Genomic DNA, 24115 nt, shown 5'->3' with positions numbered 1-24115 from the left:
TCGGAATGCCTAAACAAGGGTCAGGACCTAAGTCCATCTATTTACAGTCGTTCTAGTTCTAACACACCTTAGATTAGGATTTTGTATCTCTATATTCAGCTAAAGATTCAAACCATAGATTCATGTGAATGTTGCAATTCAATATTAGGGAAGAATTGGAAAATGATCCTTGAACTAATTCAAGAAAGTGAGGGAGGCTAGCGCTTTTGTTTAAGTTTGCTAAGCCATTCGGGGGAAATGCGCATGATTTCCGCAATGTATTTAGCGGGGACCTGTTTTATGATTTCAGGATATTCTTTGAGGAGGTAGTCATAAAATTCCTGGCTGCTGTAGCTGATCAGACGGGCTTTGAATTCATTTTCGAAGAGCAAGGTGCCGAGTATCCATTTGTCGTAAAACTCCCTGACAAAAGGATGTTCTTTATTCATTTTCTCAACGAGCTCCCTTTCAAATACCAGAACTTCAGAACTGGTAAAACTCCGGATTTCGTATAAAGATGCTGTTCCTGTAAAATAACTTTCATTGAGGGTCATGAAAGGGCGATGTTCCGCTAGATGAAAGGAAATGCTACGCAGTACATCGGAGGTTTCATTGTAAAACTTTCTCAGAAAACCACCTTTCAATACATAATAAATGCTGTTGCAACTTTCCCCAACCCCAATTAAAATCTCATGCGCACTCATTTCTCGCTTTGTGCCGTATAGGTGCAAAAGCTCTACAATCTGAGGAGATAAGGCCTGGGAGGATTGCATCTGTTGATAGCTTGTTTTACTGGCTAAAGGCTTGCTGGATATAAGCGGCCAGGATGGAAGGATCTATGCGATCTATCGGATGAGGAATTCCCTCTAGCCTGACAAAATTCGAATTGGGCAATAAATCGGCAGCTTTTTCCGATTCTTCCTGGCTAACCATTTTGTCTTCACTGCCCAGGCCGATGATTACATTTTGTTGGATTCGCTTGAGTTGTTCCGGATGAAGCTTTGCTCCCGCACCGATGCTCAACATCATTTGGGCTGTTTTTCGCATCAATTCTTTCCAATCCAATGGAGCATGCTGTTGTTTTAGCATCTCTGCGAATTTTGGCACTTTTTCTTCGATCTTTTCAGGATTCAACATGCGCGTTTCTTTAGCTGCTGATTCCTCTGTCCAGTCAAACTTAGTCCCCAGCGTGATGATTTTATCGACTAATTCCGGACGTTGATGAGCCAGATTCAGTGCGACATAGCCTCCCATGCTATAGCCAAAGATATTGACCTTTGAAAGGGTTTTGGCTGAAAGGAAGGATATAACATTTTCTGTAAAAAGCTGGATGGAAAATTCATTTTCTGAGCTTCTTCCCCCATGACCTTCAAAGTTCAAATCATAGAGCTCATAGGTGTCTTTCAGCTGGATTTTGAGTGGCTCAAATTGTTTTGAACTGCCCAATGCACCGTGGAGTAGCAGCAACTTGGATTTCATATCTGATTGTTTACAATTCCCAATATAGGAAGGAGGCAAATCATTTCCCTATCTGATACGATAGCGGCTCAGTTTTTTTGCTCAATTTTGTTTGGCTAAAAGGAGTGCTTATTCCTCCAAATCTTCCATCACCTGTGTATATATTGACTGGATAAAAAAGAATTGAAATGCAGAATAATAGGCAGCTAAATAATCGGGAAGTCAATGTGTTGTATTATGGATAATGCCTAATATTGACGCACTTGAAGGTTTCTCTAATAGAAAAAAATAGAAGCAAGAGGAAATACTGTTTCCTTTAATTCTCCTGCATCTATTTCTTTCCGTAGGTACTTTTTAGTCCGAAGAAAATCGACTTATATCTTCTGTCCTGCTTGCATCAGTTGCTGCTTTTACGGCTTTCAGTATTTCATCTAACTGAGCTCTTGGGTATATCCGTCCATCGAGGATGACCGTGTTTATACTTTGGGTATGAGAAATATCAGCCAGCGGATTTTGATCCAATAATAAGAGATTGGCTTTGAAGCCCTCCGCTATGACTCCCGTATTACTGCCCATCCATTGAGCGGGAATGGCTGTAGCTGATCTCAGGACTTCTGCCTGTGACATTCCTGCTTCTTGCATAGCTTGTAGTTCGTTATGCAGGGAAAAGCCTGGAACGGTAGGAGGAAGGTTTGCATCTGTTCCGGCTATGATACTCACTCCTTCTTCATGCAGACTTCCCAGGATGAGCTGACAGGCATATCCATAGGTATACCACCAAATCTTTTGTCCTGCCTTTTCTCCTTCAGTTAATCCTTCAGGCATTTTATAGCGGTTAATATGAGGCAACCATCCCAGACCTCCGGGAATTTTTTCATCCCACTCACTGATGCCCGGATTTTCATATGCGAGTTCTACTTCTTTGAGCACTTTCTCCAATTCAAATTTCTGTCTGACGAAACTTTGGGTAAGCCAAATGGTAGTCGTAACTGAAATCCTGTTTTCTTTGAGATTAGGAGCGATCTCTCTGCTACGCCGATCTACATAGGCTAAAAAATCATCTGCCTCCTCCTGCGTTTCAAATCGTCCATATTCTCTGCGGAAAGCATTCATCAATTCTTCGATATGGGCAATTTCAGTTTGATTTGAATTCCATATAGCATCCAGCTCAAGGTCAAAGGGTATATGTCCGACCACTTTCATTCCTTTTTCCACCGCATACTTATTGACCGCTTCATAGGCTTCTTCATTGAGATAACAATAAATCTTCACTGCATCATAGCCTAGTTCGGCGTATCTATTGACATAACTTTCGGCTTCTTTGGCATCTCTGATATTGTTGAAGCCCTGGCTAACTTTCATAAACCATCCTTCCATGAAACCAAAACTTCCCAGGCGGGGAGAGGCAATGAACATATCAGGTCCGGGTCTTCCTGCTTTAATTTCTTCACGCCATTGCAAATGATCTTCTTCCCCGATCATTTCACGGATTTCTGTAACTCCTGTAGCCAGGTAGAGTAAAAGGTCGTTTTGACTTTTGAAAAGGTGCACATGTGAATCAATCAGACCCGGTATGAGGTATTTTCCGGAACCATCTATTGTGGGCCAGTCTGAAGGAGCCTGGAAACTGCTATCCACGGAAACGATTTTTCCGTTATCGATGCATATTCGTTGATTGGAGATAAAACTTTCTCCGTCTTCAGCCAGGAGATTTACATGCTCTATGCAAAAGGATTTCTGCTCTATCTGAAAATCACTATGATTCACAATTTCTGTTTTCCCCCCATAAATCCTGATTGTATTTTGCTGTGCGAGATAGAGGAGTATCAGGCTACCCAGGAGAAGGAAGATCAGGACGTATTTTAGAACTTTTTTGAGCTTCATAATAAAAGGTTTGAGTGATGGACAAAACAAAACTATGCGCTCAAACTGCTGTGGACAAGGAAGATGTGACGACTGAGAGGGAAGTGGTACGAATTACAAGGCAAAGTGACTGTTTGCAAGGCAGTGGGACGAATTACAAAGCTGTTTTATACGATTTCTGCTCTAAAGGTAGGTACATAGGTCCGAGAAACAGGAATCTCCCGATCACAGTCAGCAAGGCTAAGTAGCAGTCCCTGGGCATTGCCGGAAGCAGAAAGGATGTAGGAACTATTGACCAGAAAAGATCGATGAGAGCGAATGATTGAACTGTCTGAAAGATTATCCAGAATATGTTTTAGGGTCGCTCGTTCTGTTTTCTTTTTTAATAGACCTTCCTCATTTATATAAGCCAGGCTAACATAGTTTTGTAAACCTTGTATATAGCGAATATTGCTGAGTGGGATCTGGAAAAGATGCTTTTCATTGATAGCTTTCTGTGAAGAAGATGAGAGGGGCTGTTGATTCATACTTTCAGCTATCCCTATATACTTTTTTTCCTGCTGCCATACGATAAATGCGCCCAGGACGGAAATCGGGATGATCCCTATCATAAATGTGCCGTACATCATGGCCGGAAACAGCTCCCACTGGATATAGCCAAAAAAGACTAGTCTGGCAAAAAGGAAGTTTGCAAGGCTTATGACGAGCATGATCCCCAGATTATTGAGCATCCATTTTCCCAGGGTCCATTTTTCCAGCTCTCCCTTTAGTTTCAGCACCTTCCCAACTATAAATTCATACAGACTGCTTCCCAGGAAGGTCATGGCTCCAAATCCCAGGCAGATGAGGAATTTGTTGGATTCTATGGTCGAAATACCAAAAGGCTGGAATACAAAAAGGAATAAGGCTACAAATAAGCTGAGGGCAGCCAGAATTTTGGGCTCTCCAAAATTGCTACTCTGCTCGGGGAAAGGCTTATTAAGGTGCTTAACTATATTCCTGAAAAATTCCATCTTGCTTAAACCAACTTAGGAAAAAAACAGAGGAATGGGAAATAGTCTCCTTCGAATGGCCAGATAGGCTTTACTCTACCAAAAAAGGAATATTTGCGTTAGCAACTTTCTGATCGTCGTAGATATAGCAGAAAATTCGATATTCGCCTTTATTCGCAGGTGCCTTGAAGGTGATTTTTCCGTTTTCTTCTGAAATAATGTCAAGTTCAAGAACTTCAGGTTCGGCCTCAAAGGCTCCTCCCTGGCTCCTTGCACCTACTTCTTCCATGAGCACCCATTTGTAGCTTAGGGCATCTTCTTCATGGTCAAATGCCATAACTTCACTTTGGTACTCAGTTCCTGCTTTCAGGCTGATATTATCCGTACTTACTTTATCATCCAGTTTCATTCCCTCAACTGCAGGGGCTCTGTTGGACGGATAAGCGCCTGACCAGAACAAAGTCAATTCATCCACCACGGCAGTGGCTTTACCATCTTTATTAAACATCCCGTACCAGGTAGGAGTTCTTTCCTGCTTTTGTCCCCAAACGAAAGCATAGCCTCCCATATTTCTTCCAGTTGTATCGGAGCTTAGCCCGATGCGCATCCGCTCTCTCAGTCCTTCAGCTTTTTGGCTTGAGTTCTCCTCGATTTCACGCCCCCAACTTGTTGATGGCATTTCCCAATGCCCTTTTGGACCAAATTCTGTCACCAGGTAGGGAATATCCAGATTATTAGCCATTTCCTGACGAGGCAGGTTGATGAGATCGTTGTACACCTGATAAGAAAGGAAATCTATTTGTGGACATCTTTCTAGCATGACCTTTACATGCTCGCCATGCGCACCGGCTGCAAAAGTAGTGGTTACAGGATGATTTGGATCTACTTCATGGATATAATCTACAATATCAGAAAGTGCATCATAAGCCTTGGGGTTTATTTTCCCTAAAGAACCATCTTCCTGTATCAAGAGATTCAATTCATTTCCTACCACCCAACACAGGAGAGCCGGATGATCCTTGTATTCCTGGATTTCTCCTTTTATGCGTTCAAACTGCTTTTTTACAGCTTCGGTATCATTATAGTCGAAATGCTCGAGCTCTTTTCCCATATCAATGCCCATAGCAATCTTGAAATTGTATTTAAGGGCGGAGTCCAATTCCATTTCAGCATGGTCCGTTCGCCAGGTTCTAAAGGTATTTGCACCTGCTTCAGAAAGGGCTTTGAAGTTTTTTCCATTATTGACATCCAGACCTGCTCCTTTTATCTGAAAGAGTTGGTCATTGATATAGAAATCATATTCTAAACCGGTTTTTCGGATTTCAACTTTGTTGGTTTTTGCAACTTCTTTTTCTGCAGTACAGGAAAAGGAGATGAGGAAAGTAAAGAGTATAGCTAGTTTGAGGTAATTCTTGCTTAGTAGTGAGAAATACATGCTAGTAGTGAATTTTAATTTGAGCCGAAGATATTAAGAATTTGTGGCTAATTCGATCTCTCAAGAAAAAGATTAGGGCTTTTATCCAATCAATCTTTCTAAGATCATTTTATCCTAAAATATAAAGCCCCTACTGAGGCTTAGTCAAAATTGTGCTAGTATTCTGTAGGCATTTTTGGGGCAGCAACTTAGCGATAATTTTATAAATCCTTTCAATTTCCTGAATCTTGGATTTCTTTTCGAAAATTCTTGCTCTTTTCTCGGCTAAAGAATTTCGATTTCTTTAACTGCCGCAGTAATCATAATTACCTTTACTTTTCCCGCTTGATGCAAAAAGAGAACTTCTTTGGTTTTGCCGAGGAGCTGTCCCTGAATTTTCTCATTATCTGCATAGGTAATACTGACACTGGGTTGAAAGTCGAGGTTGTTTTTGATGAAATTTGCATAACCTAAAGCTGCCTCAGAAATAAAAAATATTATGATGAGACCCCAAAAGATAATTCTTGCTTTTTGATACCAGCTTTTATCCCGAAGTCCCAGACTGAGTTTTTTTCCGAGCTTTGGAAATTGGCTATAAAATGCTTTCCTGAGACCATATACACTTAACGGAATCAAGAGAGATATCACAGAAACCATAATGATGCGTATGTCCTGAAAAGGTGCTATCAGAAAATGAAAGATGTCTGCGTATTCAAATATGTTGATCCCAAAGTTGATGTACTTTTTATAATTGAAAATCATTCCAATCCCGATCATCAATAAATATAGGAGACTCAGGATGGTCTGTATTTCTTTCAGGAATAATTCCCAGGTATTCTTTATAAGTCCTTCTTTCATTGTGTTAAATCTATGGAAATGTCTTGCTCAGATTCCACGTATTCAAATCTATGCAATCTGTTGATTTTGGTAATTTTTCGGAGAAATACCAAACCAGCTAATAAAAGCGTGGATAAAAGCGCTGGGTTCTGAGTATCCTAGTAAGTAAGTGGTTTCTTTAATGCTAAGCTTTTTGTCCAGAAATGCGGTGGCCATAGATTTCTTCATTTCTGTGATTAAAGAAGAATAGGAGGTGTTTTCTTCTTTCAGTTTTCTCTGGATGTTTCTTTCTGACATGCCCAATTGGAGAGAAACGCTTTTCAGTGAAGGAAAGCTGGGATCTAATAAAGTGTATACCAGTGCCTTTATCTTATCGGAGAATTCCTGCTGATTTTCCATCTGCTTTCCCAAGCGGTGGCAAGCCAGTTTTTCCAGATGAAGCATCAATTCATAATCGGCGAAGAATATCTTCTGGTCCAATACTTCCTTTTCGAATCCCATAAGGTTCCGATTACTCTTTGCCCGAATCTGGCACTGAAACAGGGCTTCCATTTCTTTTTGATGGATGGGGGCGAAGGTGATATCGACTTGCTGAGGATAAGCTTTCTGTAAAGTGAGAAAGTAAACTTCCTTGAAACTGAAGATCATAGAAGTGAGCAAGAGTTGTTGACAAACTTCCGGAAAGTCTTGCACTGATTCTTTATCCAACTCAAATATCAGGGAAGCATATTTTTCTCCTTCTTCTAGTTTCAGACTTAGTACCTCACTCAACAGATTGAAAAATTTACAGGCATGTTCCAGTCCCTCCCGAATATTCCGACTCGATTGAATCAATTGACCGACCATGCCCATAGCTGCCAAACTGGATTGTCTGCCTAAGCTATATCCAATTTGAGAGTTTCCCGACTTTTGCATCAGCCACTGTGCAAAATTGGCAAACTTCGAAAAGGGAATCATCTGTTCCGTTTCAGGAATTTGCAGATGCTGCAGGATAGATGAGGTATCGTGGCCCTGCTGGGCAGCAAATTGGAGCCAACTATTGAAGAGAGATTTTGAAATGAGTTTCTGCTTCATATCTGAAGCTACTTATAGGCTGGCAAAAATCTATATAATTGTCGCTTTTTCTCAATTCTCTGTCGCTTCCTCTCATCTATTCAGGGTTAAATCCTCTTTAGCTTTGTTGTAAAGAAATAAAAACGATGAAAAATAATCCCTTGATTCTGCTAAGTGCGCTATTAGTATTAAATGCCTGTAAAATTGCAGACATTAGTCAGCCTACGGAATTACATCCGCAAAAATCAGAGCAAATCGCCAATGAGATACTGGACCAGGTTCTGGAAGCCCAGGGCTTTGACGTTCTAAAAGAAAAGAATCTATATCAGGCCCGGGTTACAGATGATTGGAAGGGTTTTCTGGGAAAGATGGCTAAACTTTGGCCGGACCCCAATACCCAATTTCAGTTTCGATACAACTTCAACACTTTCGATGGAAATGCAGAGCTTCTTTCTGGCGAAAAGAAAGGAGATTTGATCGGTGTACAAGGATGGCAATATTATGAAAAGCCTGCGGGGAGTGGGGAAGTAGCTAAAGCGGAGGCACGGACGATGGAATTTGGGATCGTGGTTCTTCATTATTTCATCGAATTGCCTTATCGTCTCCGGAATGCTCCATTGAAGCGGTACTATGGGGAGAGAGAACTCAAAGGTCAGAAATACGATTTGGTATTTGTGAGTTGGGGCAGTGAGGAAGCGAGTGAAGAGTATGATCAATACATACTCTGGATCAATCAGGAAAGTCACTTGCTGGATTATTGCATCTACACCTTACGCGATAATGGCAATCCTCTTACCCGACATAAATATGGTTCAATCGCTTATTTAGATTACTGGGAAGTCGATGGTTTTAAAGTAGCGACGAAGATGCCGGTTCTGCTTGATGATGGAGTGATCAGGGCGGATGATCTGGAAAACTATTTCCACCAATTTAGCATTGAAGACTTTTCTTTTGGCGGATTTGAAGAAAGCGAGCTTTATCCTTTGCCCGGTCTGGAGAAGAAAATGGATATGAAGTAGGAGAGCTTGCAAAAAGCTATCAGCAGGAATTAGTTCTTTACAATCCGATACCTTAGTTCAACCATCGCTTCTGTATACGCTTTGTGATCCTTCAATTCCAACTGAATTTCTGTTCCAATCAAATCGAAAAAAGGGGTGCCCCCACCCAGAATGACCGGCATGATCGTAATGACGATTTCATCGGCCAGGCCTTTTTGGAGAAAGTCTTTCGTCAATTCTGCTCCTCCCACCATCCAGATATTTTTATAAGAAGAGTTGAGCTCTGATTGAAGAAGTTCTTTGAGATCACCAGAAAGAAAAGTAACGCTTTCTTTAGTTGAAGGAAGTGTTCGTTTTGTCAGAACGAAAACTGGGGTCTCTCCATAGGGCCATCCTAGTTCCAGGGCATGTTCATATGTTTTTGAACCCATAAGGTAGCAATCAACTCCCTTGAGAAAGGCTTCTATATCCGCTTCGGTCAGGCTTACTCCTTTATCATATTCATGCGTTCGATGCATCCAGGATATATCTCCATCCGCTTTAGCGATAAAGCCATCCAGGCTACATACCATATGAAGAGTGATAAAGGAGTTTTGCCCATCCATGTATCTCGCGGATTAGAGAAATTTCTGTAGGTGTTTTTTGAAATAACTGGCACTATCGATGGCACTTTGCATCGAATTGTGGGTGAAGTTTCCTCCTTGTTCGATATAGTAGTACTCCAGACCTGAACTTTTAGGATCAGGCAAAAATGTCAGATAGTCTATTGATCCATTGCCCAGTTCAGTATAATCCTCAGTTTCCGGATCCATGTCTTTGATGTGCCACATGCTAAAGCGACCGGGTTGTTTATCAATCAATTGTTGGGGAGTAAAATTGGAGGATCGTTTGAGCCAGTACATATCCAACTGAAGTTTAACTTCATTCGGATCGGTCTCATTCATGATCATATCATAAGCTGTTTTTCCTCCCAGATCTTCAAATTCGTAGCCGTGGTTATGGTAGGCAAAACCCAAACCCGCTTCCGCGATCTGTTTTCCCATCAAATTGAGCTTGTCAATCAGGATTTTATAGAATTCCAGATTTCGCTGTTCGGGAGCCATCCAGGGCCAGGTGATATAATCTGCCCCCAATGCTTTGGATCCTTCAATACAGCCATCCAAATAGCGTTTTAGCTCATCGTCCGATTTTTCCAGGAAAGGAGAAAAAGCGTAATGCCCACTGCTGATATTTAGTTCCATATCCTCCAGCATTTTTTTCAATTCAGCAGCTTTAAACCCATAGAAAGTTCCTGCTTCTTCATCATAGCCGTAATGTTCAAAATCCTGGTAGCCTAGTTCTTTTAAGGCCTTTAGGGTGGCGATGGGATCTTTTCCCATTTCGTCTCGAATGGAAAAAAGCTGGTATCCCAATTTGTATTTTGGTTTATCCATCTCCTGTTTGTCCATATCCTTATTGTCTTTTTCTGTACATGCAGCTAAGGGGAAAAGACTTGCGGCACTTAAAATTCCGGTTCTCTCGATAAATTTCCTTCTGTTCATAGCAATTTTAGTAGATTTTAGGCAGGATAAGTTACTAAAGAGCTATGAAAAGCCCAGTGAGGTGGTAGGGAAAATCAGGGGGATAGCAGGCTAATCTTTAATTATCAAGTCGCTCTATCCTGATCTCTTTGTGCTTTCTCATATCCGGAGTATCTGTTTTCCATGTGTAGAAATAGGAACTAAGGATATTGTCTATGTCGTAGAGGTATTGCTTGTGATGTAGCGTAATGTCCTGATAGGCATCAAAATCGAATTCAGCTTTCAGGAAGCATTCCTGAATTTTCTCAAAATCATGCCTTTCATCTGTTGAGAGGGTATCAATGCCAGACAAACTCTCGATTTTGTAGCTGCCATCTTCCAGGTAGTCAAACTTCATGACGTCCATGCTGGAGAGGAGGGGATTTATGCCTATCATGCTAAAAACGGATTTTGCCACTGATTCCAGTTTGCTTTCTTCCTTTGTAAAATCGAGGTAAACCCCATCTTCTTTAGCTAATCCATGAAAGTCGAATAAATATCTCAGGTCTTCCATGAGGTATTTGGCGGCTTTCTCTTTGGTAGAAAGGTAGTCGAAGAGCTCTTCTATTTGTTCGTCCTGTTCACCAGTTGAAAGCTGCTCTTTTAGGGCTTCTTTTAGTTGAAAGAGGTTCTTCTTTATGGCCTCAAAATTTAGCATCTCCAGTTCATCGTCTTCATTTATTGAGAGGTACAGGCTGCTATTTTGAGGATGTGCCAAAGGGAGGATTTCTTCCTCCAGTTCGAGGAAATATTTGGATACACTGAGCAGGCTTTGGGGATAATAGATTTCGTATACCTTTCCCTCAAGTTCTCGCAGTTCGAAGGAATAAACCCTTTTAAAGGGCTTTGAGGAAGATCCTTTGAATGAAAAGCTTTCTTCCTTGAAAACCCGGTAGGCTACAATTTCATCCAGCACATAATTCGGGATCAATAATTCAAACTCTTGTCTCCCTTCCATAACCATTACCTTCTGTTTGCATTAGGAAGCCTTCCACTCATTTATAATTTTTCCAGCGACTCTTTAATGCAATTGAGTTTTACCTTTCCCTTGGAAGCCAATATTCTCTTTCTTAGTTCGACTTTATCTGCGGGTTCCAATCTTTTCTCAAGGGATAGATATAAGCCCAGAAAGTCTTGTGAGAAGCTACAAATATCCTCTTCTTCATAAAGTTCGAATTCATCAAATATGGTCATCAAACATCCCAGCATGATATTTTTGACTCCACCCCTGTAACGTGCAAGTCCTGCCTTTTGTCTGTCAGATAAATTTGGATTTTTTTTAAGAAATATTTCTCCCAGTTCGCTTAGATCCTGGGTCATATAAAGTGCGGATCTCATGATGAGAAGCCCCTCTTTCCCATAATTCAGTTTGCCATTTATTACCCTGAATTTCTGGACATAAAGTTGCTGCAATTCTCCAATTTTTAGCTGAAATTGGGAATTTGTTTTAAATCTTCCGTTGAGGCTGGTATCCTTGTATTGGAAATAATTTTGGGTATTGGTCAGTCTTTCGAGGAGTTTGAAGCTAGGCTGCTTGTGATGGGGTAATTCTATTTTGCCTTCTTTAACTGTATTCACAAGAATAAGGGCTGCCAGATTGTATTCTTCCATGCTCCAGCTTTCCTCAAGATTGGGCATTCCCGCCTGATTCAATATGTCAAGGCTGCTGTCTTCTTGAGCTTGAAGGGATATACCTAAAAGAAAAAGGAGGATGAGAGTGAATTGTATTTTCATGGTGCTTCGAATTTTAAGCTAATATCTTCAAAAACTTTTTTTCATACAAAAGAGAAGCTTAGAGCATCCTGGAAAAGAAAAGACGCCAAGCTGTTTAGGTGGCGTCAATTTCCTTGAACTGTCTGATATTTCGAAAGCATCCTGGGCAGGAAAGTTCAGTTCCCAAGTTTTGTGTTGAGTATCATTTGCATAGCAAATAGTTTCACCTAAGTTTAGCTAGGCTGAATTTTCCTAAAAAATTTCACCTACTCACTTAGCCCCAATAGATTTTTTACTACTTCATAGCCCGATTCACAAGCTCCATTTACGGTAGATTGCCAGTCATCATGTATGGCCTCGCCTGCGAAATAGACTTTCGCATTCACAGGTTCCAGAATATCCGAGATGTTTTGGCTCCTGTTTTCATAATCCTGTGCATAGGAGCCTCTTATGTAAGGCTCTTTCGACCAGTTTTGGATAATATGTTTTTTATAAGTTTCACTGGCTTTCCCTTCAAACATCTCATCCAGTTCCCCCAGGATTTTATTAATAATAGCTTCATCATTTTCCAGTAGGGCATAAGGAGCCGCTTTTTCCCCTACCGTAAAGAGGGCCAATACGTGTTTCTCAGCATCCTTTCGAAAAGCAGCATCATAGTAGATGAGTTCGGATGCACTTAAGGCTCCCGCGAGGCCCCCCATGAATATTATATCCGGATAAAATTTCTCCTGAAATTCGATGAAGACTTTAATTCCTTCCCCCATATCAACTCCATTGATTGCTTCTACTTTTTGAGAGGGCAAGGCAGGGCTAAACTCAATTAGCTCTTGTTGAAGGACGGATATCGGAACCGTGATGAGTACTTTATCTGCTTCAAAACTCTGACCATTGGCGGTTTTGAGCTGGACCATTTCGTTTTGGTAGTTTATTTCTTCGACCACATGATTGTAGAGAATCTTACCTCCGATCTTAGGGATCATGTATTTCTCAAAGAAGCCAAACCAGGTAGTGCTTTTGAATTTATGCTCACTGTAGAAATTCCTTATCCAATTGTGGCGAGTCAACTTTTTACCATTCCATACCGAATAAGATTGAGGATTATAGGTAATGAGTTCTATGTTGTCGTCAATGGAGGAATCATCAAGAATTTCGGCTAATACAATCGGATCTGCATGCAGCCATTCTGCCCCCAGGTCGATGGGGAAATCTGCAAAATCTGCTGCTCTCTTTACCCTGCCTCCATATGTTGAGGAAGCTTCCAGAACCTCATATTCGATATTGTTCCTTTCCAGAAAATAGGCAGCACTCATTCCTGCGGCTCCTGCTCCTACAATCAGCACCTTGCCGGTAAAATCTGTAGAAATTTGAGGTACTAATTCCCTCGCTTCATTTTCTGCCTGCGAGCAGGATTCCAGAAACATGGATAGGAAAGGCATACCCAGTCCCATGGCCAGTCCTTTTTTAATAAATTCTGTTCTTTTCATCTGTATTAGTTGTTGAGAATAATACCGGTTTCAAAACCGAAGAAGAGTTCTCCTTTGTCCTGCAAAGAGAATTTTTTGCCAAGAAATAAACTGAATTGATAAGCGGGTCCCTTAGAAGGACTAAGGCCGAGACTATAATTCAAACTAGGTGTGATAAAGGAATCTGTTTCTCTGCTTGCTGACGAAACTCCTGCGGAACCCAGATCGACTATTGGTCCCAGGCCTTTGGAAGAGACCAGGTAAGCAAGGCCCAATCCAAAACTTTGAAATCTTTTTTTCGAATCTCTCTTTCTCAGGAGACTTAGTTCAGCGTTTAGTAGATAGTTTTGGCTGATCCCTATTTGGCTGAAAAAGCCCACCTGAGGACCTATCCTTATTTCTTTGCTTATTCCCTTTTTAGATACATCAGCCAGGAAAAAACTGGCTCCTATTTTTGTTCCGACTTGTGTAAAATAAGGAGAGTAAAAGGATATCGTGTATGCAGATTTAGAGATTTGACTATAGGTATTTGCTGTTTGGAAAATGATAAACAGGCTTAGCAAAAGGGGACGGAATCCGCCCAGTTTATCCGGAATGGAAGTTGAAATAAAGGGCATGAGAATATGGAAATTATGACGTAAAATTGTGTGTCTTTTTATGAGGAGAAGTTAGCATTGAAGCTAAGAATTGCAATTTGCCTGCTCCTGTTGTTTATGAGCAAATCCTGCTCCTTGTTAAGACACAAGAAAAATCATTATCCCCTATCAAAGGCGGACTCTTTGACATTATAGGAGCTGCTTAAAAATGATTGAGGATGTTTTTGTTCAGTAAAAGCGTTTGGAATCAGTCCCAGGGACCTTCTTTGCTTACTGCTTGAAAGCTTTCTCCATCAAAACGAAAAAGCCCTCCCCAGCCTCCAAACCAAAAGCGAGATTCTTTATCTTCATAAATGGCAAGAATAGCATTTGTCGGAAGATTCGCGTCTTTGTAAAAATTGCTAAATGAGCTTCCATCATAGCGATATACACCATTGTTCTCGGCTGTGAACCAAAAATTTCCTTTTCTGTCCAGATGAAAGCCGCCTACTTCCACCCCTTCGATGATTCCTTCTTCGGTGAAATTTTTAAAGGTTTTTCCATCAAATCGACTAAGGCCCCCAAACATGGTCCCGATCCAGATGTCTCCATTTTTGCCTTCCAGAAAGCCACTGATGTTATTATCTGCGAGGCCTTCTGCTTTGGTAATATGGCTAAAAGCATCAGATTCATTGGAGAGAGAAGGATCATATAGGGTGATGCCATATCCATCGGTTCCTATCCAAATTTTTCCCTGACTGTCCTCCATGAGACTTGAAATCCGATTGGGAGCATAGACCGGATCGGGATTGGTGACTTCTGCTTTAGGAAAGGGAAAGGAGGTGAATTTTTGACCATCAAACCGACTAATACCTTCGGTTGTTCCTATCCAAAATATGCCCTCACTATCCTGAATCAAACTCCAGATCTCATGATCGATAAGGCCATTTTTAGTTGTGAAATTCTGAAAACTGCTCCCATCATATTTCAGCAAACCTCCATAGGCTCCAAACCAAATATTTCCATCGTTATCTTCTACAATTCCCGTGATACGACCTATTTTGCTCTGCTCATTGTCTTTGTCAAAATAGACCAGACTATCCCCATCATAGCGCATGATGCCATATACATTGGTTCCGAACCATAGATTGCCTTTGCTATCCTGAAAGATGTTGCGAAGATGCTGGCAGAGCTGGCCTTCTACGAAAAAGAGTCTATCCACTTCTGGTTTAGCGGGAATAGGTGCCGCTTTGGTGTTTTCAACATTGTCCTCAGGCAAATTGCTCTGTTGTTGCTTATTGCAAGCAAGGAAACAAAGGAATAAGAGGCTTGTATATACTAGAAGGCTTTTCATATAAATAGACTAAAAATCCCAGGAGCTATTCTTATTGAAGTTGAGAAAGGCAGTTCCATCATAGCGATAAAGGCCACCAAAACCGGAAAGCCAATAATTGCCTTCCTGGTCTTCTATCATGCTAAATACGCCATTCATAGGAAAGCCTTCTGCTTTGTGGAAGTTTTGAAGAGATTGACCATCGTAACGATAGACGCCCTTATGTTCTATTGGAAACCAAATATTGCCGGCATTATCTTTAAAGAGAAACCAGCATTCTATTTCATCCAGGCCCAATCCATCTGTGATTGAAGTAAAGGTCTTGCCATCCCAACGACATACGCCTTGATAATGGGTAGCAAACCAGATATTACCTTCTTCATCTTCTTCTATATCATTGACTGCATTGTGGCAAAGTCCGTCTTTCACCGAAATATTTAGAAGGTCTTTTCCATCATATACATAAGCACCTCCATTGGTCCCAAACCACATCCGGCCTTTGCGATCTTCTGTAATGCTATGTACAATATTTGCACTGCTCATACCTCTATTGCTATCCACTTCTGCTTCGGGTAGGGGAAAGTGCGTAAAATTCTTTCCATCGAAATAGCTTAAACCTTCCATAGTTCCTACCCAGAGCCTTCCTTTGCTGTCAGCCTTTAAACACCATACATCATGGCCCAACATCCCCTCCTCTTCTGAGAAGTTATGGAAGGATTCAGGCCCGATATTCGGACTCGTTGTGGGATCAAATTTGAAAACTCCCTCAGAGCTACCAATCCAGATATTGCCTTCCTGATCCTCTTCTACCACTCGGGTGGCGAGCTTGTCAAATAGCCCAATGTCATCGAGCTTGAATAAGCTGTCTCTATTGTATAAAAAGACATTATCTCCTACGAACCAGAAATTCTCTTGCTTATCCTGAAAGACATGCCGGAGAACCAACATAAGTTGGGCATCGATATTCAGACCTTCAAAGGGATCAACATAGGCTTCTTCAGCAGATTGCTGAGTAGAATCCACAGCAATCTGCCTGAAGTCTGTGAGGGATTCTTCAGCCAGGTTTCCCTTGTTTTGCTTATTGCAGCTTAAGCAAATAAGTAGTAGAGAGAAGTATACAAATGCAGGCTTAAGCATTTTTGTTGATCTATTTTGCTTACTACAAATATAAGTTTATGCTACTCAACCCTGAGATGCTGAGTGTAAAATAGTGTAAGACGAGTGTAAAATTTGGGGAGTTAATTTCTTCTACTTTTGGTCATTCAATAAATATTCTGTCTTTCTTTGAAGTACATCAATTACCTGATTCTTCTCATCTCTCTTTTCTTTTGCAAATAGCCAACCATCCATTCTTGTGCGGTTTCATTTGCAATTTCAAAAAAAGGAAGATTTTCTTCTCCAGTCAGGAGGGTAGGGGCCTCTCGCTTGTGGCGGAAAGTTTTTCTGGGGCTGGACATGGTTTGAGTATTTCCCAGCAGGAAAAGAGGATGGACCCTGATTCGATCCATTCGGATATCCTGCATTTTTTTTATGATAAAGTTATGCTCTTTGATTTGCAGAAATTTCCGATCAACATCAAGGTTTAGCCCTGCCGACAAATCTTTCTTTCCCCAATAGAAAATTAATGGCTCGCTTTACATTTCTATCTACACTTTCCGCTGATTTTAGCTGGGCAATGTAGCGGATGATTTCCTTTTGTCGGGAAGGGGATAAGCTATCGAATACAGCTTTTGCTGCTTCATTTTTATTCAAAGCCTCAATCAATTTTGGATGTGGCTGTATGCTTCTATCACTGGGATCAAATTCAATCTCAACAGAAATCTCTTCTCCTATTCTCCGGGGAGAATCTTTGAGCATTTTCATGTTGATGTAGAGCCGCCATGCACCGCTGTATTTTACCAGCGTTTGTTGATAGGCCAGGGCATTGATGGTACCTCTGACCGGAATGTGTCCCTTGTCTTTCTGGGCTTCCTCAAATATTACTTGGAGGATCGCTGGAGGAAGGTAGACGAAAGGGTTACCTACTATGATTTCCAGTTTGGCATGGAAGCGATGCATTTTGTTCAGAGATTTGAGTTCCCTTGCAAACTACTCTTTCGTCCGAAATGCACAAGTCGTATTTATCCACACGACCCCACTGGCTGCGCATGGACCTAATAAATCCAGGACCTCAGGGTCTTTCAGAATGAATAAGGAAGATATATTTTCCTCTATAATCTCATTTCGGATAGCATGGTAATAGGGGGTGTCTTTGGTCATACCATCGATAATGTATAAAGGCTCACTGCTACTTCCTTGACATAAGAGGCTGAAAGCCGGATTTCCTTCGAGCTTCTTCCTTAATTGGGGGTAGTTAAATGTTAAAATCAGGGAATTATCTGAGAGGGAATCTACAATCCAGCTTCTCGATTCGAAATTTGGCTTTGATAAAATCAGGGTATCTCCTAGCTCAGCTTTTATTCTGAATTTTCCCTGGCAATCCGTTTCTCCGAGTTTCTCAGCTCCCTTCACATGAATATTGACATGGAAGAGTTCTATGTCCAGGTCACTTTTTACGGTGCCAGAAATAAACTGATCTCCGGCCTTTAGGACATTTAAACATAGAAAAAGGACAATGATTGTGCTTAGTGTTCTCATGGTTTAAATATTTATAGATAGGCTTGGCTATCCGGACGATTTATCCTTTGGGAGGTGCCCGCTCTTTATTCCAGAACCTCGCTAATCTGTACTATCGGCTGAACATTGGTATAATTGGGAATGTCGCCGGTAATTTGTCCCGCTACTGGGCCAAATGCTTCCTGATATTCGGAAAGTTTGTCGAAATACAAATAGCCGATCGCAAAATAGGGAATAGGTTCATCAGGAGTTCTTCCTCCGATTCCTTTATCAATTTTCAGCTTCTTCAGAGATTCTCCCAATAAGTCCGCGACCATAGGCATGTGTTTTTGGGAATAATAGTCCATGTCGAAGGTTTTGCCTTCTTCATTGGGGTAAAGGATGCTAACTTTGATCATACCTTTATCACTTTTTGGACTTTCTGTAGCAGCAGCTTGAGGAGCTTCCTGGGACTTCTGAGTTTGTTGGCAAGCGCTAAAGCTAGCCAGGGCTACAATCAATAGGAGGATAATCTTTCCTTTCATCTTTTAGGGTTTATAGTTCCGTATTTTTCTGGAGAAGGCTGCCCATCCAGTCGATCAAATGCTATCGCTAGCTTCTGACCAGCGTGTGAGGCTATGCTTTGCAGCCAAATCATTAAGATAACGAAGAGATTTATTAAATGGACGCCCTGAGACTAATTTTAGGGCTTTGCTTTCAGCCGCCATACTTCAATATTCTTATATCTTGCTTTTCGCGTATACATATGGCGGAATCCTATTCTGCCCGATTCATATAAAGGAAATCCCGAAACGTCCCAGCTACAAAGCAAATTATCAGATTTGTCCTCGAGATTTTGGATATGCATTTCGATCTGACCCTCATATTTGCTTAAGCTTATGTGATAAGAAATATTCGGTTTGAATAGGCCTGTTCGGAATTTGTCTCCGGCTATATCTGTCCCTTTTAGTCCTCCTATTTGAGGATTATACCTTCGCAAGCGGATGTAATCATTATCACCGGAATATTCTTTGGCGGAAAAGGCTGCATAACTGATATGATAGGCATGCATATTATTGAAATAAGTCCTCATATGGGGAACTTTGCGTTTTGCATTCCATAAGGAAATATCCTGGGGATATCCTTCATTATCTGAGCCTGTTGCATGGAAATACAGGATGTTTACACATCGGGTAGTTGTGTCGGTGCGTGTATAATCGTATTCAATCCTAATATTTCCGCTAAAGCTTTCTTTCGTCCATAAAACAGTATGACAAGTATCATTCCCATGCTCAGGACCCGCAATCAGTTCCATGCCTGCTTCTGTATGAAGGATTTGCGCCCTTTCTCCATCCAGCATCCACTTTGCCTGCCAGTTATGGATTCCCTTATCCTCGAACAGTAATTCTGATTTTATCCAGGGAGTTTTATGCGCGCTCTTTTCTTTACATCCGAATGCAGAGAATAGAAAAAGGCCGATAAGGGTGATGAAAAAGATATTAGGCATTTCTTCCTACTAGAGCTTAAAATGGAATATATCGATTTAATCTAAGCCCATAAAGACTTTGTTGAATCTCACATATTCTAGCCATTCTAGCTCATTTAGGATCTTTTTCAATTTATCAGAGTCACGTAATCCAAAATTGTCCGCTTCCTGAACCAGTACAAAGAAATTAGAGGAATGTTTTGGTAGAGAATTGGAATGTTTGATCTCTGCCAGAACTTCGCAATACATATTGAACAAAGATTCTTTGTAGAGGGGAGAGGGAAGAAGTGCTGCCAATTTTTCAAGTTTCAGGTAAAATCTTTGACTCTCTTTCGGATCAAATGTTTCATCACTTCCTTTCCACTCGGGTATCCACCATATATTTGTCAAATTTGCCAACTCTGCTTCTGAAGAAGAAGAATCTTTCGGCACCAAATTTTTGATATGCTCTTGGGTATTGTAGGCCAAAACAAAGGAGGACATATCCTGGTCTGTAAATACTCCAAAAGAAGATATAGCTTCCCTTTCCACATGCAAAGAAGAGAGGTAGCGGAGACAATAGTTCTTAAATTCGACTTTAAATGCTTCGAAGGTGAATTTCATCTTATATGCTTCCAGATGGCTAAAATACCATTGCTGGAAGAATATAGTCTTTTAAAATGGTTCGAGCCTGATTCCCTTTTCCATTTCTGAAATTGCCGGAAGTAATCACCACCACAGATTCCAACTGAGGGAGAATAAAGATGAATTGGCCGCCTGCACCTCTGGCTTCTATGGCATTTATTTTCTGTCCATTTACCTCATAGCTATCGTGCCACCACTGGTATCCGTATTCATTTTTATCCTCGTAGTCCTGCAATCGAACATGTTTTTGAGTCGACTCCTCGACCCAGCTTTCTGAGATGATCCGCTTTCCTTTCCAGCTCCCTTTATTGAGAAAAAGTTGTCCGAATTTGAGGAGATCTCTGGGAGTAAGTAGCATGCCTCCTCCAAAATAAGGCCTCTCTTTTGTTTCGTCTGACTGATTTATGTAGTTGGTTATGCCCAGAGGTGCAAAGAGTTTTTCATGCATATATACTTCCACAGGTTTATCCAAACGTTCACTTAGACAAACGCCAAGTAGAAAGGGATTGGCTGAACCATAATCGGCATAGCTTCCCGGTTCATTAACCATAGGTGCCTCTAGTACTGTTTTTAGCCAATTGTCCGTATTGCGAGGATCCTGATAATAGTTTTCAGATGCCTGTTTGTTTACATCCAGTCCTGAGCTCATCGTCAATAAATCCTTGAGGCTAATCTCAGCTTTTTGTTTGTCTTTGGTGTATTGGTATTTCTGGGGAATGAAATCATATAGTTTTTCATCAACCCCTTTAATGATTTCCTCATCTATAGCGATGCCAATAGTAGCTGAGGAAATGCTCTTGGAAGCCGAACGCAAATCATGAGGAATATGGGCATTGAATCCTTCAAAATAGTTTTCAAATACCAAATTCCCTTCTTTAGCGATAAGGATACTATGGGTATTTACCAGGCTATTGTCCTTTACCCGATCAATCATCCTAAGCAATTTATCTTCTTTAAACCCAAAATCCCGAATATTTGCAGTCTCCCAGCCATCCTCCAGGGATTCTGGTGTTTGGGGACCTTGTCCTTCAGGGTCTGGATCTCTTTTATATTCCCAATCATTTGCGTGCCTAAGCTGGGTCTTGGTAATCAGGGCATCAACTAAATAAATTTCCAGGCTTACGCTTTCCCCTGAAAGCCTTGATCGAAAATTAAACCCTGTATTGCTATCTTGGTAGTATAGGGTATTTCCTTTTTGTTTAAAGCCGCTTGTCCAGGTTCCTCTGAATCTTTGATCTCCAAAAAATGGATAGGCTACAAGTTCCGACTCTGCGTCATACTCCATATAAAGCATGACATCATCGGATATAAGGCCTTTATGAACCATAAATGGATTCCATTTGCCCATATAAACATGAGGTTCTTGTTCCTGTAAATCCAGATGGTAGTAAAATCTTCCAGATTTGATAAAGCCAGACAATTGCCTGGTCTTTCCATGTTTGTAAAAATTAAGGTCTAGCTGATCTTCGATATTGAATTGGAGATGATCTTTACTCGAAGAATTTACTTTTTTATTCAGGAGAGGCTTATCATTGGAAATGAGGAGCTGGTACTCATTCTCTGCCAGCTTTTCCAGGCGAATTTCAAAATTGAAACTATTCCTATCCGGTAAATGGCCGATCCATTCTCCTTCATAATCGTTTGCCTCTGTTTGGGCGCAACTTAGGAGAATGGAAAATGATAGAAATGCGAAAATGATCAGGTATTTATACATGCTTATGTAGGGTTAAGCAGTAAAGATAGGAAGTGGGAAAGCCTTAAAATTGTATGAGATTAACATGGAGACCCGTCCGCTGCCTGCCAGTTTCCCTTCAAGCAGGAAAGTAACCGCAATGGACATTTTATACTCTGCTCCCAGCATGCATGATTTATTTCTCTGTAGCCTGCTGCGCACTCCTTTGTTTGGAAAACAAGGGAGTGTGGGCCTGAGGCGGTGGGTTCAGGAGCAGAAAGACAGCTGTCCTTTTTTTCGATAATCTCCCGGATTCATTCCGAAATAGGATTTAAAAACCCGATTGAAATGGCTTTGGTCTGAAAAGCCGGACTGGTAAGCAATTTCAGTAAGAGATAAAGAAGGACTATAGAGGAGGGGAATCGCTTTTTTGAGTTTTTCTTTTCGAATATATTCTCCCACACTCATCGAAAGATATTTGGGAGCAGCTCTGGAAATGTGCACAGGATGTACGCCCAATTGATCGGAAAGGTATTGGAGGCTAAGCTTGTTTGTGTCGTAGTGGAGCAATTCTTTAAGGCCCGCAATCCATTCAGGCTCTTCCGCCCCAGCCAGTTGTTTTGCCGAATTCAAGGCCTCACATAGCTGCAGAAGTAATAGCTCAACCGAAACTTCATTATAGGTGTCCTTGAAAGCGAATTCGTGAAAGAGTCGGACAAACAATACGTGAATCCGGGGATGCTCGATTAATTGACTTCCTTCCAACAAGTTTTCAGTAAAACCGTTTTTCCTTAGCCAGCTTGTTTCAAATTCCAAATGAAATCCACTGGCCTGCTCAGAATGTTTGGATCCATAGTGAGGCTCTTGCCAATTGTTGTACATCAGGCTTCCAGAAGGACAGAGGGTTTTCTGCTTTCTGTTACAGTCCTTCATATTTCCTTGCAATACGTACATGAAATAGGGATTTTCATGGTAATGCCAATCCGTTTTTACTCCTGTATAGGTATAATGCGATAAGAGCACCCCATTGAAGGAGCGCTCAGAATTTTGGTTGCCGTAATATCTTCCTTTACTTAAGATCTTCATTGTCGATTTGCAATCGCAGGTTTAGACAATGTTGTGTACCCTTTTTTCAGTAAATGGTTTTGTGTGGGATAAAAAAAGCGCAAATGCCACTCGTCCGGCATTTGCGCTTTGATCGATTAGCCTAAGGGATAAAAGAATTGTTCGGATACGATTTTGCCATCTTTTACTCGAAATACGGCTACTTCTTCGTCCACTCTTCTTTCCTGGCCTTTGGGGGTGATGTCCATTTTCATAGTGGCTGTGAAATGATCGCCCGCTACGATAGGACCTTCGATTTCTATGCCGTGGAATTCTTCCATCATTTCATTCCATGCTTGTCCTTTCTGGCTGATGGCTTCCATGCCTTCAACTCTTGCTGGAAATCCTTCTGCGCCTTCCATTTCGAGGCTCACGCAGTTTTGTCCATATAGTTCTCCCTGGGCTTTGTCCCATTGTCCTGTGCGGCAGTATTCTGCCCATTTGTTTGCTACTTCTTGTGTAGTCATAAGTGAATATTTGTTGAGTAAAAAATTAGAATTAATGTGTGGATATAAAGCAAATATACAAGCCCCCTATGACAGATCATGTCAGGGGTTGAAATTAATTTCTGAGCAAGTCATGAAATAATCTCCGAGCTCAAAATTCCGATCTTCAAAGACCTCTTCAAGGATTTTGAAATGATGGATCCTGTCCAGCCTAAAGGCACGGTAATCCATACGCAAACGGCACCAGGCAATCAGAATCCATTTGTCATTGTAACTATAAATTGCCAGAGGTTCTATTTTTCTTTGGGTCTTTTCTTTCTCCTTGGCCTGGTAAACGATATCTACAACTCTGAAATTTATTATAGCCATCTGCATATAGGAGAGAGAGGAAGATTTGACCTGGTCTTTCTTGTGGTTTAGCACCAGCATTTTACTACTTAAAAACTCTCCCTGCATTTGCAAAGTGCTCCTGAAGACAGATTTTATTTTTTCCAGGGTTCGTTCAAAATGTTTGATGAGGGAATCATCATTGGTTTTGGCAATGAGTTGCTCTGCCGTGATCAAGGCATTTACTTCCATTTCATCAAACATAATAGGAGCCACCACATAGCCATCCATAATCGAATAGCCCCTACCTTCAATCGTGATAATGGGAACCCCGGATTCTTCCAGCTTTTTGATGTCCCGGTAAATGGTGCGAAGGCTAACCTCAAATTTCTTGGCCAGCTCAGTACCTGTTATGATCCGTTTTGATTTCAAGATGGTCAAAATGGATAGTAGCCTTGAGAGGTGGTTCATGATTTTTTATTTATACAAATCTATGAAGCTGATATGACATATGCTGTCAGGGGTAGGTCATTTTTTTTAAGGCTTTGGAGTCCTCTCGGCTCAAGCCTCATTTCCCTTATGCTTGAGTAAAGGAAATGCCCTATGCGCTAATAGAACATAGGG

The 24115-nt window shown here is 41.1% G+C and carries 26 protein-coding genes; 1 reads left to right on the top strand and 25 read right to left on the bottom strand.

Features of this window, described 5'->3' with window-relative positions; translation table 11 throughout:
• Positions 1 to 197: 197 nt before the first annotated feature.
• The 7 genes from R8P61_17865 to R8P61_17835 all read right to left on the bottom strand — a co-directional run bounded on the left by R8P61_17865 (position 198) and on the right by R8P61_17835 (position 7617).
• Complete coding sequence (locus tag R8P61_17865; protein MDW3648941.1) at positions 198 to 752, bottom strand: hypothetical protein; 555 nt, start codon at positions 750 to 752, stop codon at positions 198 to 200.
• A 16-nt stretch (positions 753 to 768) separates the two neighbouring features.
• Positions 769 to 1458: an alpha/beta hydrolase gene (locus R8P61_17860; GenBank protein MDW3648940.1), complete on the bottom strand. Its 690-nt coding sequence runs from the start codon at positions 1456 to 1458 to the stop codon at positions 769 to 771.
• A gap of 333 nt (positions 1459 to 1791) precedes the next feature.
• Positions 1792 to 3321 (bottom strand): amidohydrolase family protein, encoded by a 1530-nt coding sequence (locus R8P61_17855; GenBank protein MDW3648939.1) that lies wholly within the window; start codon positions 3319 to 3321, stop codon positions 1792 to 1794.
• 146 nt (positions 3322 to 3467) lie between these two features.
• A complete protein-coding gene (locus R8P61_17850) occupies positions 3468 to 4313 on the bottom strand; it encodes a LytTR family DNA-binding domain-containing protein (protein ID MDW3648938.1) in 846 nt (281 codons plus the stop codon).
• 70 nt (positions 4314 to 4383) lie between these two features.
• Positions 4384 to 5727, bottom strand: a complete 1344-nt coding sequence (locus R8P61_17845; GenBank protein ID MDW3648937.1) for a glycoside hydrolase family 2 TIM barrel-domain containing protein — start codon at positions 5725 to 5727, stop codon at positions 4384 to 4386.
• Positions 5728 to 5991: 264 nt separating this feature from the next.
• Complete coding sequence (locus R8P61_17840) at positions 5992 to 6564, bottom strand: hypothetical protein (GenBank protein ID MDW3648936.1); 573 nt, start codon at positions 6562 to 6564, stop codon at positions 5992 to 5994.
• A gap of 48 nt (positions 6565 to 6612) precedes the next feature.
• Positions 6613 to 7617: an AraC family transcriptional regulator ligand-binding domain-containing protein gene (locus tag R8P61_17835; GenBank protein MDW3648935.1), complete on the bottom strand. Its 1005-nt coding sequence runs from the start codon at positions 7615 to 7617 to the stop codon at positions 6613 to 6615.
• A gap of 125 nt (positions 7618 to 7742) precedes the next feature.
• On the opposite strand from R8P61_17835, the gene R8P61_17830 reads away from it, so the two are divergent.
• The gene (locus R8P61_17830) at positions 7743 to 8615 is read left to right on the top strand and encodes a DUF6503 family protein (GenBank protein MDW3648934.1); all 873 of its coding nucleotides are present in this window, start codon (positions 7743 to 7745) and stop codon (positions 8613 to 8615) included.
• 29 nt (positions 8616 to 8644) lie between these two features.
• On the opposite strand, the gene R8P61_17825 is transcribed toward R8P61_17830, so the two are convergent.
• The 18 genes from R8P61_17825 to R8P61_17740 form a co-directional block, all read right to left on the bottom strand.
• Positions 8645 to 9199, bottom strand: coding sequence for a dihydrofolate reductase family protein (locus R8P61_17825; protein MDW3648933.1), 555 nt, complete (start codon positions 9197 to 9199; stop codon positions 8645 to 8647).
• A 12-nt stretch (positions 9200 to 9211) separates the two neighbouring features.
• Entirely contained in the window at positions 9212 to 10135 is a 924-nt protein-coding gene (locus R8P61_17820; protein ID MDW3648932.1) for a sugar phosphate isomerase/epimerase, read from the bottom strand.
• Between the two features lie 97 nt (positions 10136 to 10232).
• The gene (locus tag R8P61_17815; GenBank protein ID MDW3648931.1) at positions 10233 to 11111 is read right to left on the bottom strand and encodes a hypothetical protein; all 879 of its coding nucleotides are present in this window, start codon (positions 11109 to 11111) and stop codon (positions 10233 to 10235) included.
• A 41-nt stretch (positions 11112 to 11152) separates the two neighbouring features.
• Positions 11153 to 11887: a hypothetical protein gene (locus tag R8P61_17810; protein ID MDW3648930.1), complete on the bottom strand. Its 735-nt coding sequence runs from the start codon at positions 11885 to 11887 to the stop codon at positions 11153 to 11155.
• Between the two features lie 245 nt (positions 11888 to 12132).
• Positions 12133 to 13350 (bottom strand): NAD(P)/FAD-dependent oxidoreductase, encoded by a 1218-nt coding sequence (locus tag R8P61_17805; GenBank protein MDW3648929.1) that lies wholly within the window; start codon positions 13348 to 13350, stop codon positions 12133 to 12135.
• A gap of 5 nt (positions 13351 to 13355) precedes the next feature.
• Positions 13356 to 13946: a hypothetical protein gene (locus R8P61_17800; protein MDW3648928.1), complete on the bottom strand. Its 591-nt coding sequence runs from the start codon at positions 13944 to 13946 to the stop codon at positions 13356 to 13358.
• Positions 13947 to 14172: 226 nt separating this feature from the next.
• Complete coding sequence (locus tag R8P61_17795; protein ID MDW3648927.1) at positions 14173 to 15258, bottom strand: two-component regulator propeller domain-containing protein; 1086 nt, start codon at positions 15256 to 15258, stop codon at positions 14173 to 14175.
• 9 nt (positions 15259 to 15267) lie between these two features.
• Positions 15268 to 16374 carry a two-component regulator propeller domain-containing protein gene (locus R8P61_17790; GenBank protein ID MDW3648926.1) on the bottom strand — a complete coding sequence of 369 codons (1107 nt, stop codon included), beginning with the start codon at positions 16372 to 16374 and terminating at the stop codon, positions 15268 to 15270.
• Between the two features lie 161 nt (positions 16375 to 16535).
• Positions 16536 to 16760: a hypothetical protein gene (locus R8P61_17785; protein ID MDW3648925.1), complete on the bottom strand. Its 225-nt coding sequence runs from the start codon at positions 16758 to 16760 to the stop codon at positions 16536 to 16538.
• Between the two features lie 52 nt (positions 16761 to 16812).
• On the bottom strand, positions 16813 to 17295 hold the full coding sequence (locus R8P61_17780; GenBank protein MDW3648924.1) for a YdeI/OmpD-associated family protein: 483 nt from the start codon (positions 17293 to 17295) through the stop codon (positions 16813 to 16815).
• A gap of 30 nt (positions 17296 to 17325) precedes the next feature.
• The gene (locus tag R8P61_17775; protein MDW3648923.1) at positions 17326 to 17874 is read right to left on the bottom strand and encodes a hypothetical protein; all 549 of its coding nucleotides are present in this window, start codon (positions 17872 to 17874) and stop codon (positions 17326 to 17328) included.
• Positions 17875 to 17939: 65 nt separating this feature from the next.
• Positions 17940 to 18377: an EthD family reductase gene (locus tag R8P61_17770; protein MDW3648922.1), complete on the bottom strand. Its 438-nt coding sequence runs from the start codon at positions 18375 to 18377 to the stop codon at positions 17940 to 17942.
• A 158-nt stretch (positions 18378 to 18535) separates the two neighbouring features.
• Positions 18536 to 19339 carry a DUF1961 family protein gene (locus tag R8P61_17765; GenBank protein ID MDW3648921.1) on the bottom strand — a complete coding sequence of 268 codons (804 nt, stop codon included), beginning with the start codon at positions 19337 to 19339 and terminating at the stop codon, positions 18536 to 18538.
• Between the two features lie 36 nt (positions 19340 to 19375).
• Positions 19376 to 19921, bottom strand: coding sequence for a hypothetical protein (locus R8P61_17760; GenBank protein MDW3648920.1), 546 nt, complete (start codon positions 19919 to 19921; stop codon positions 19376 to 19378).
• Between the two features lie 19 nt (positions 19922 to 19940).
• A complete protein-coding gene (locus R8P61_17755; GenBank protein ID MDW3648919.1) occupies positions 19941 to 21656 on the bottom strand; it encodes a serine hydrolase in 1716 nt (571 codons plus the stop codon).
• A gap of 225 nt (positions 21657 to 21881) precedes the next feature.
• Positions 21882 to 22700 (bottom strand): helix-turn-helix transcriptional regulator, encoded by an 819-nt coding sequence (locus R8P61_17750; GenBank protein MDW3648918.1) that lies wholly within the window; start codon positions 22698 to 22700, stop codon positions 21882 to 21884.
• A 116-nt stretch (positions 22701 to 22816) separates the two neighbouring features.
• Entirely contained in the window at positions 22817 to 23185 is a 369-nt protein-coding gene (locus R8P61_17745) for a nuclear transport factor 2 family protein (protein ID MDW3648917.1), read from the bottom strand.
• A gap of 81 nt (positions 23186 to 23266) precedes the next feature.
• Positions 23267 to 23962 carry a YafY family protein gene (locus R8P61_17740; GenBank protein MDW3648916.1) on the bottom strand — a complete coding sequence of 232 codons (696 nt, stop codon included), beginning with the start codon at positions 23960 to 23962 and terminating at the stop codon, positions 23267 to 23269.
• Positions 23963 to 24115: the final 153 nt, after the last annotated feature.

This window comes from Bacteroidia bacterium (assembly GCA_033391075.1).
Classification (GTDB): Bacteria; Bacteroidota; Bacteroidia; order J057; family J057; genus JAWPMV01.
This window is presented reverse-complemented; position numbering and strand designations above follow the sequence as displayed.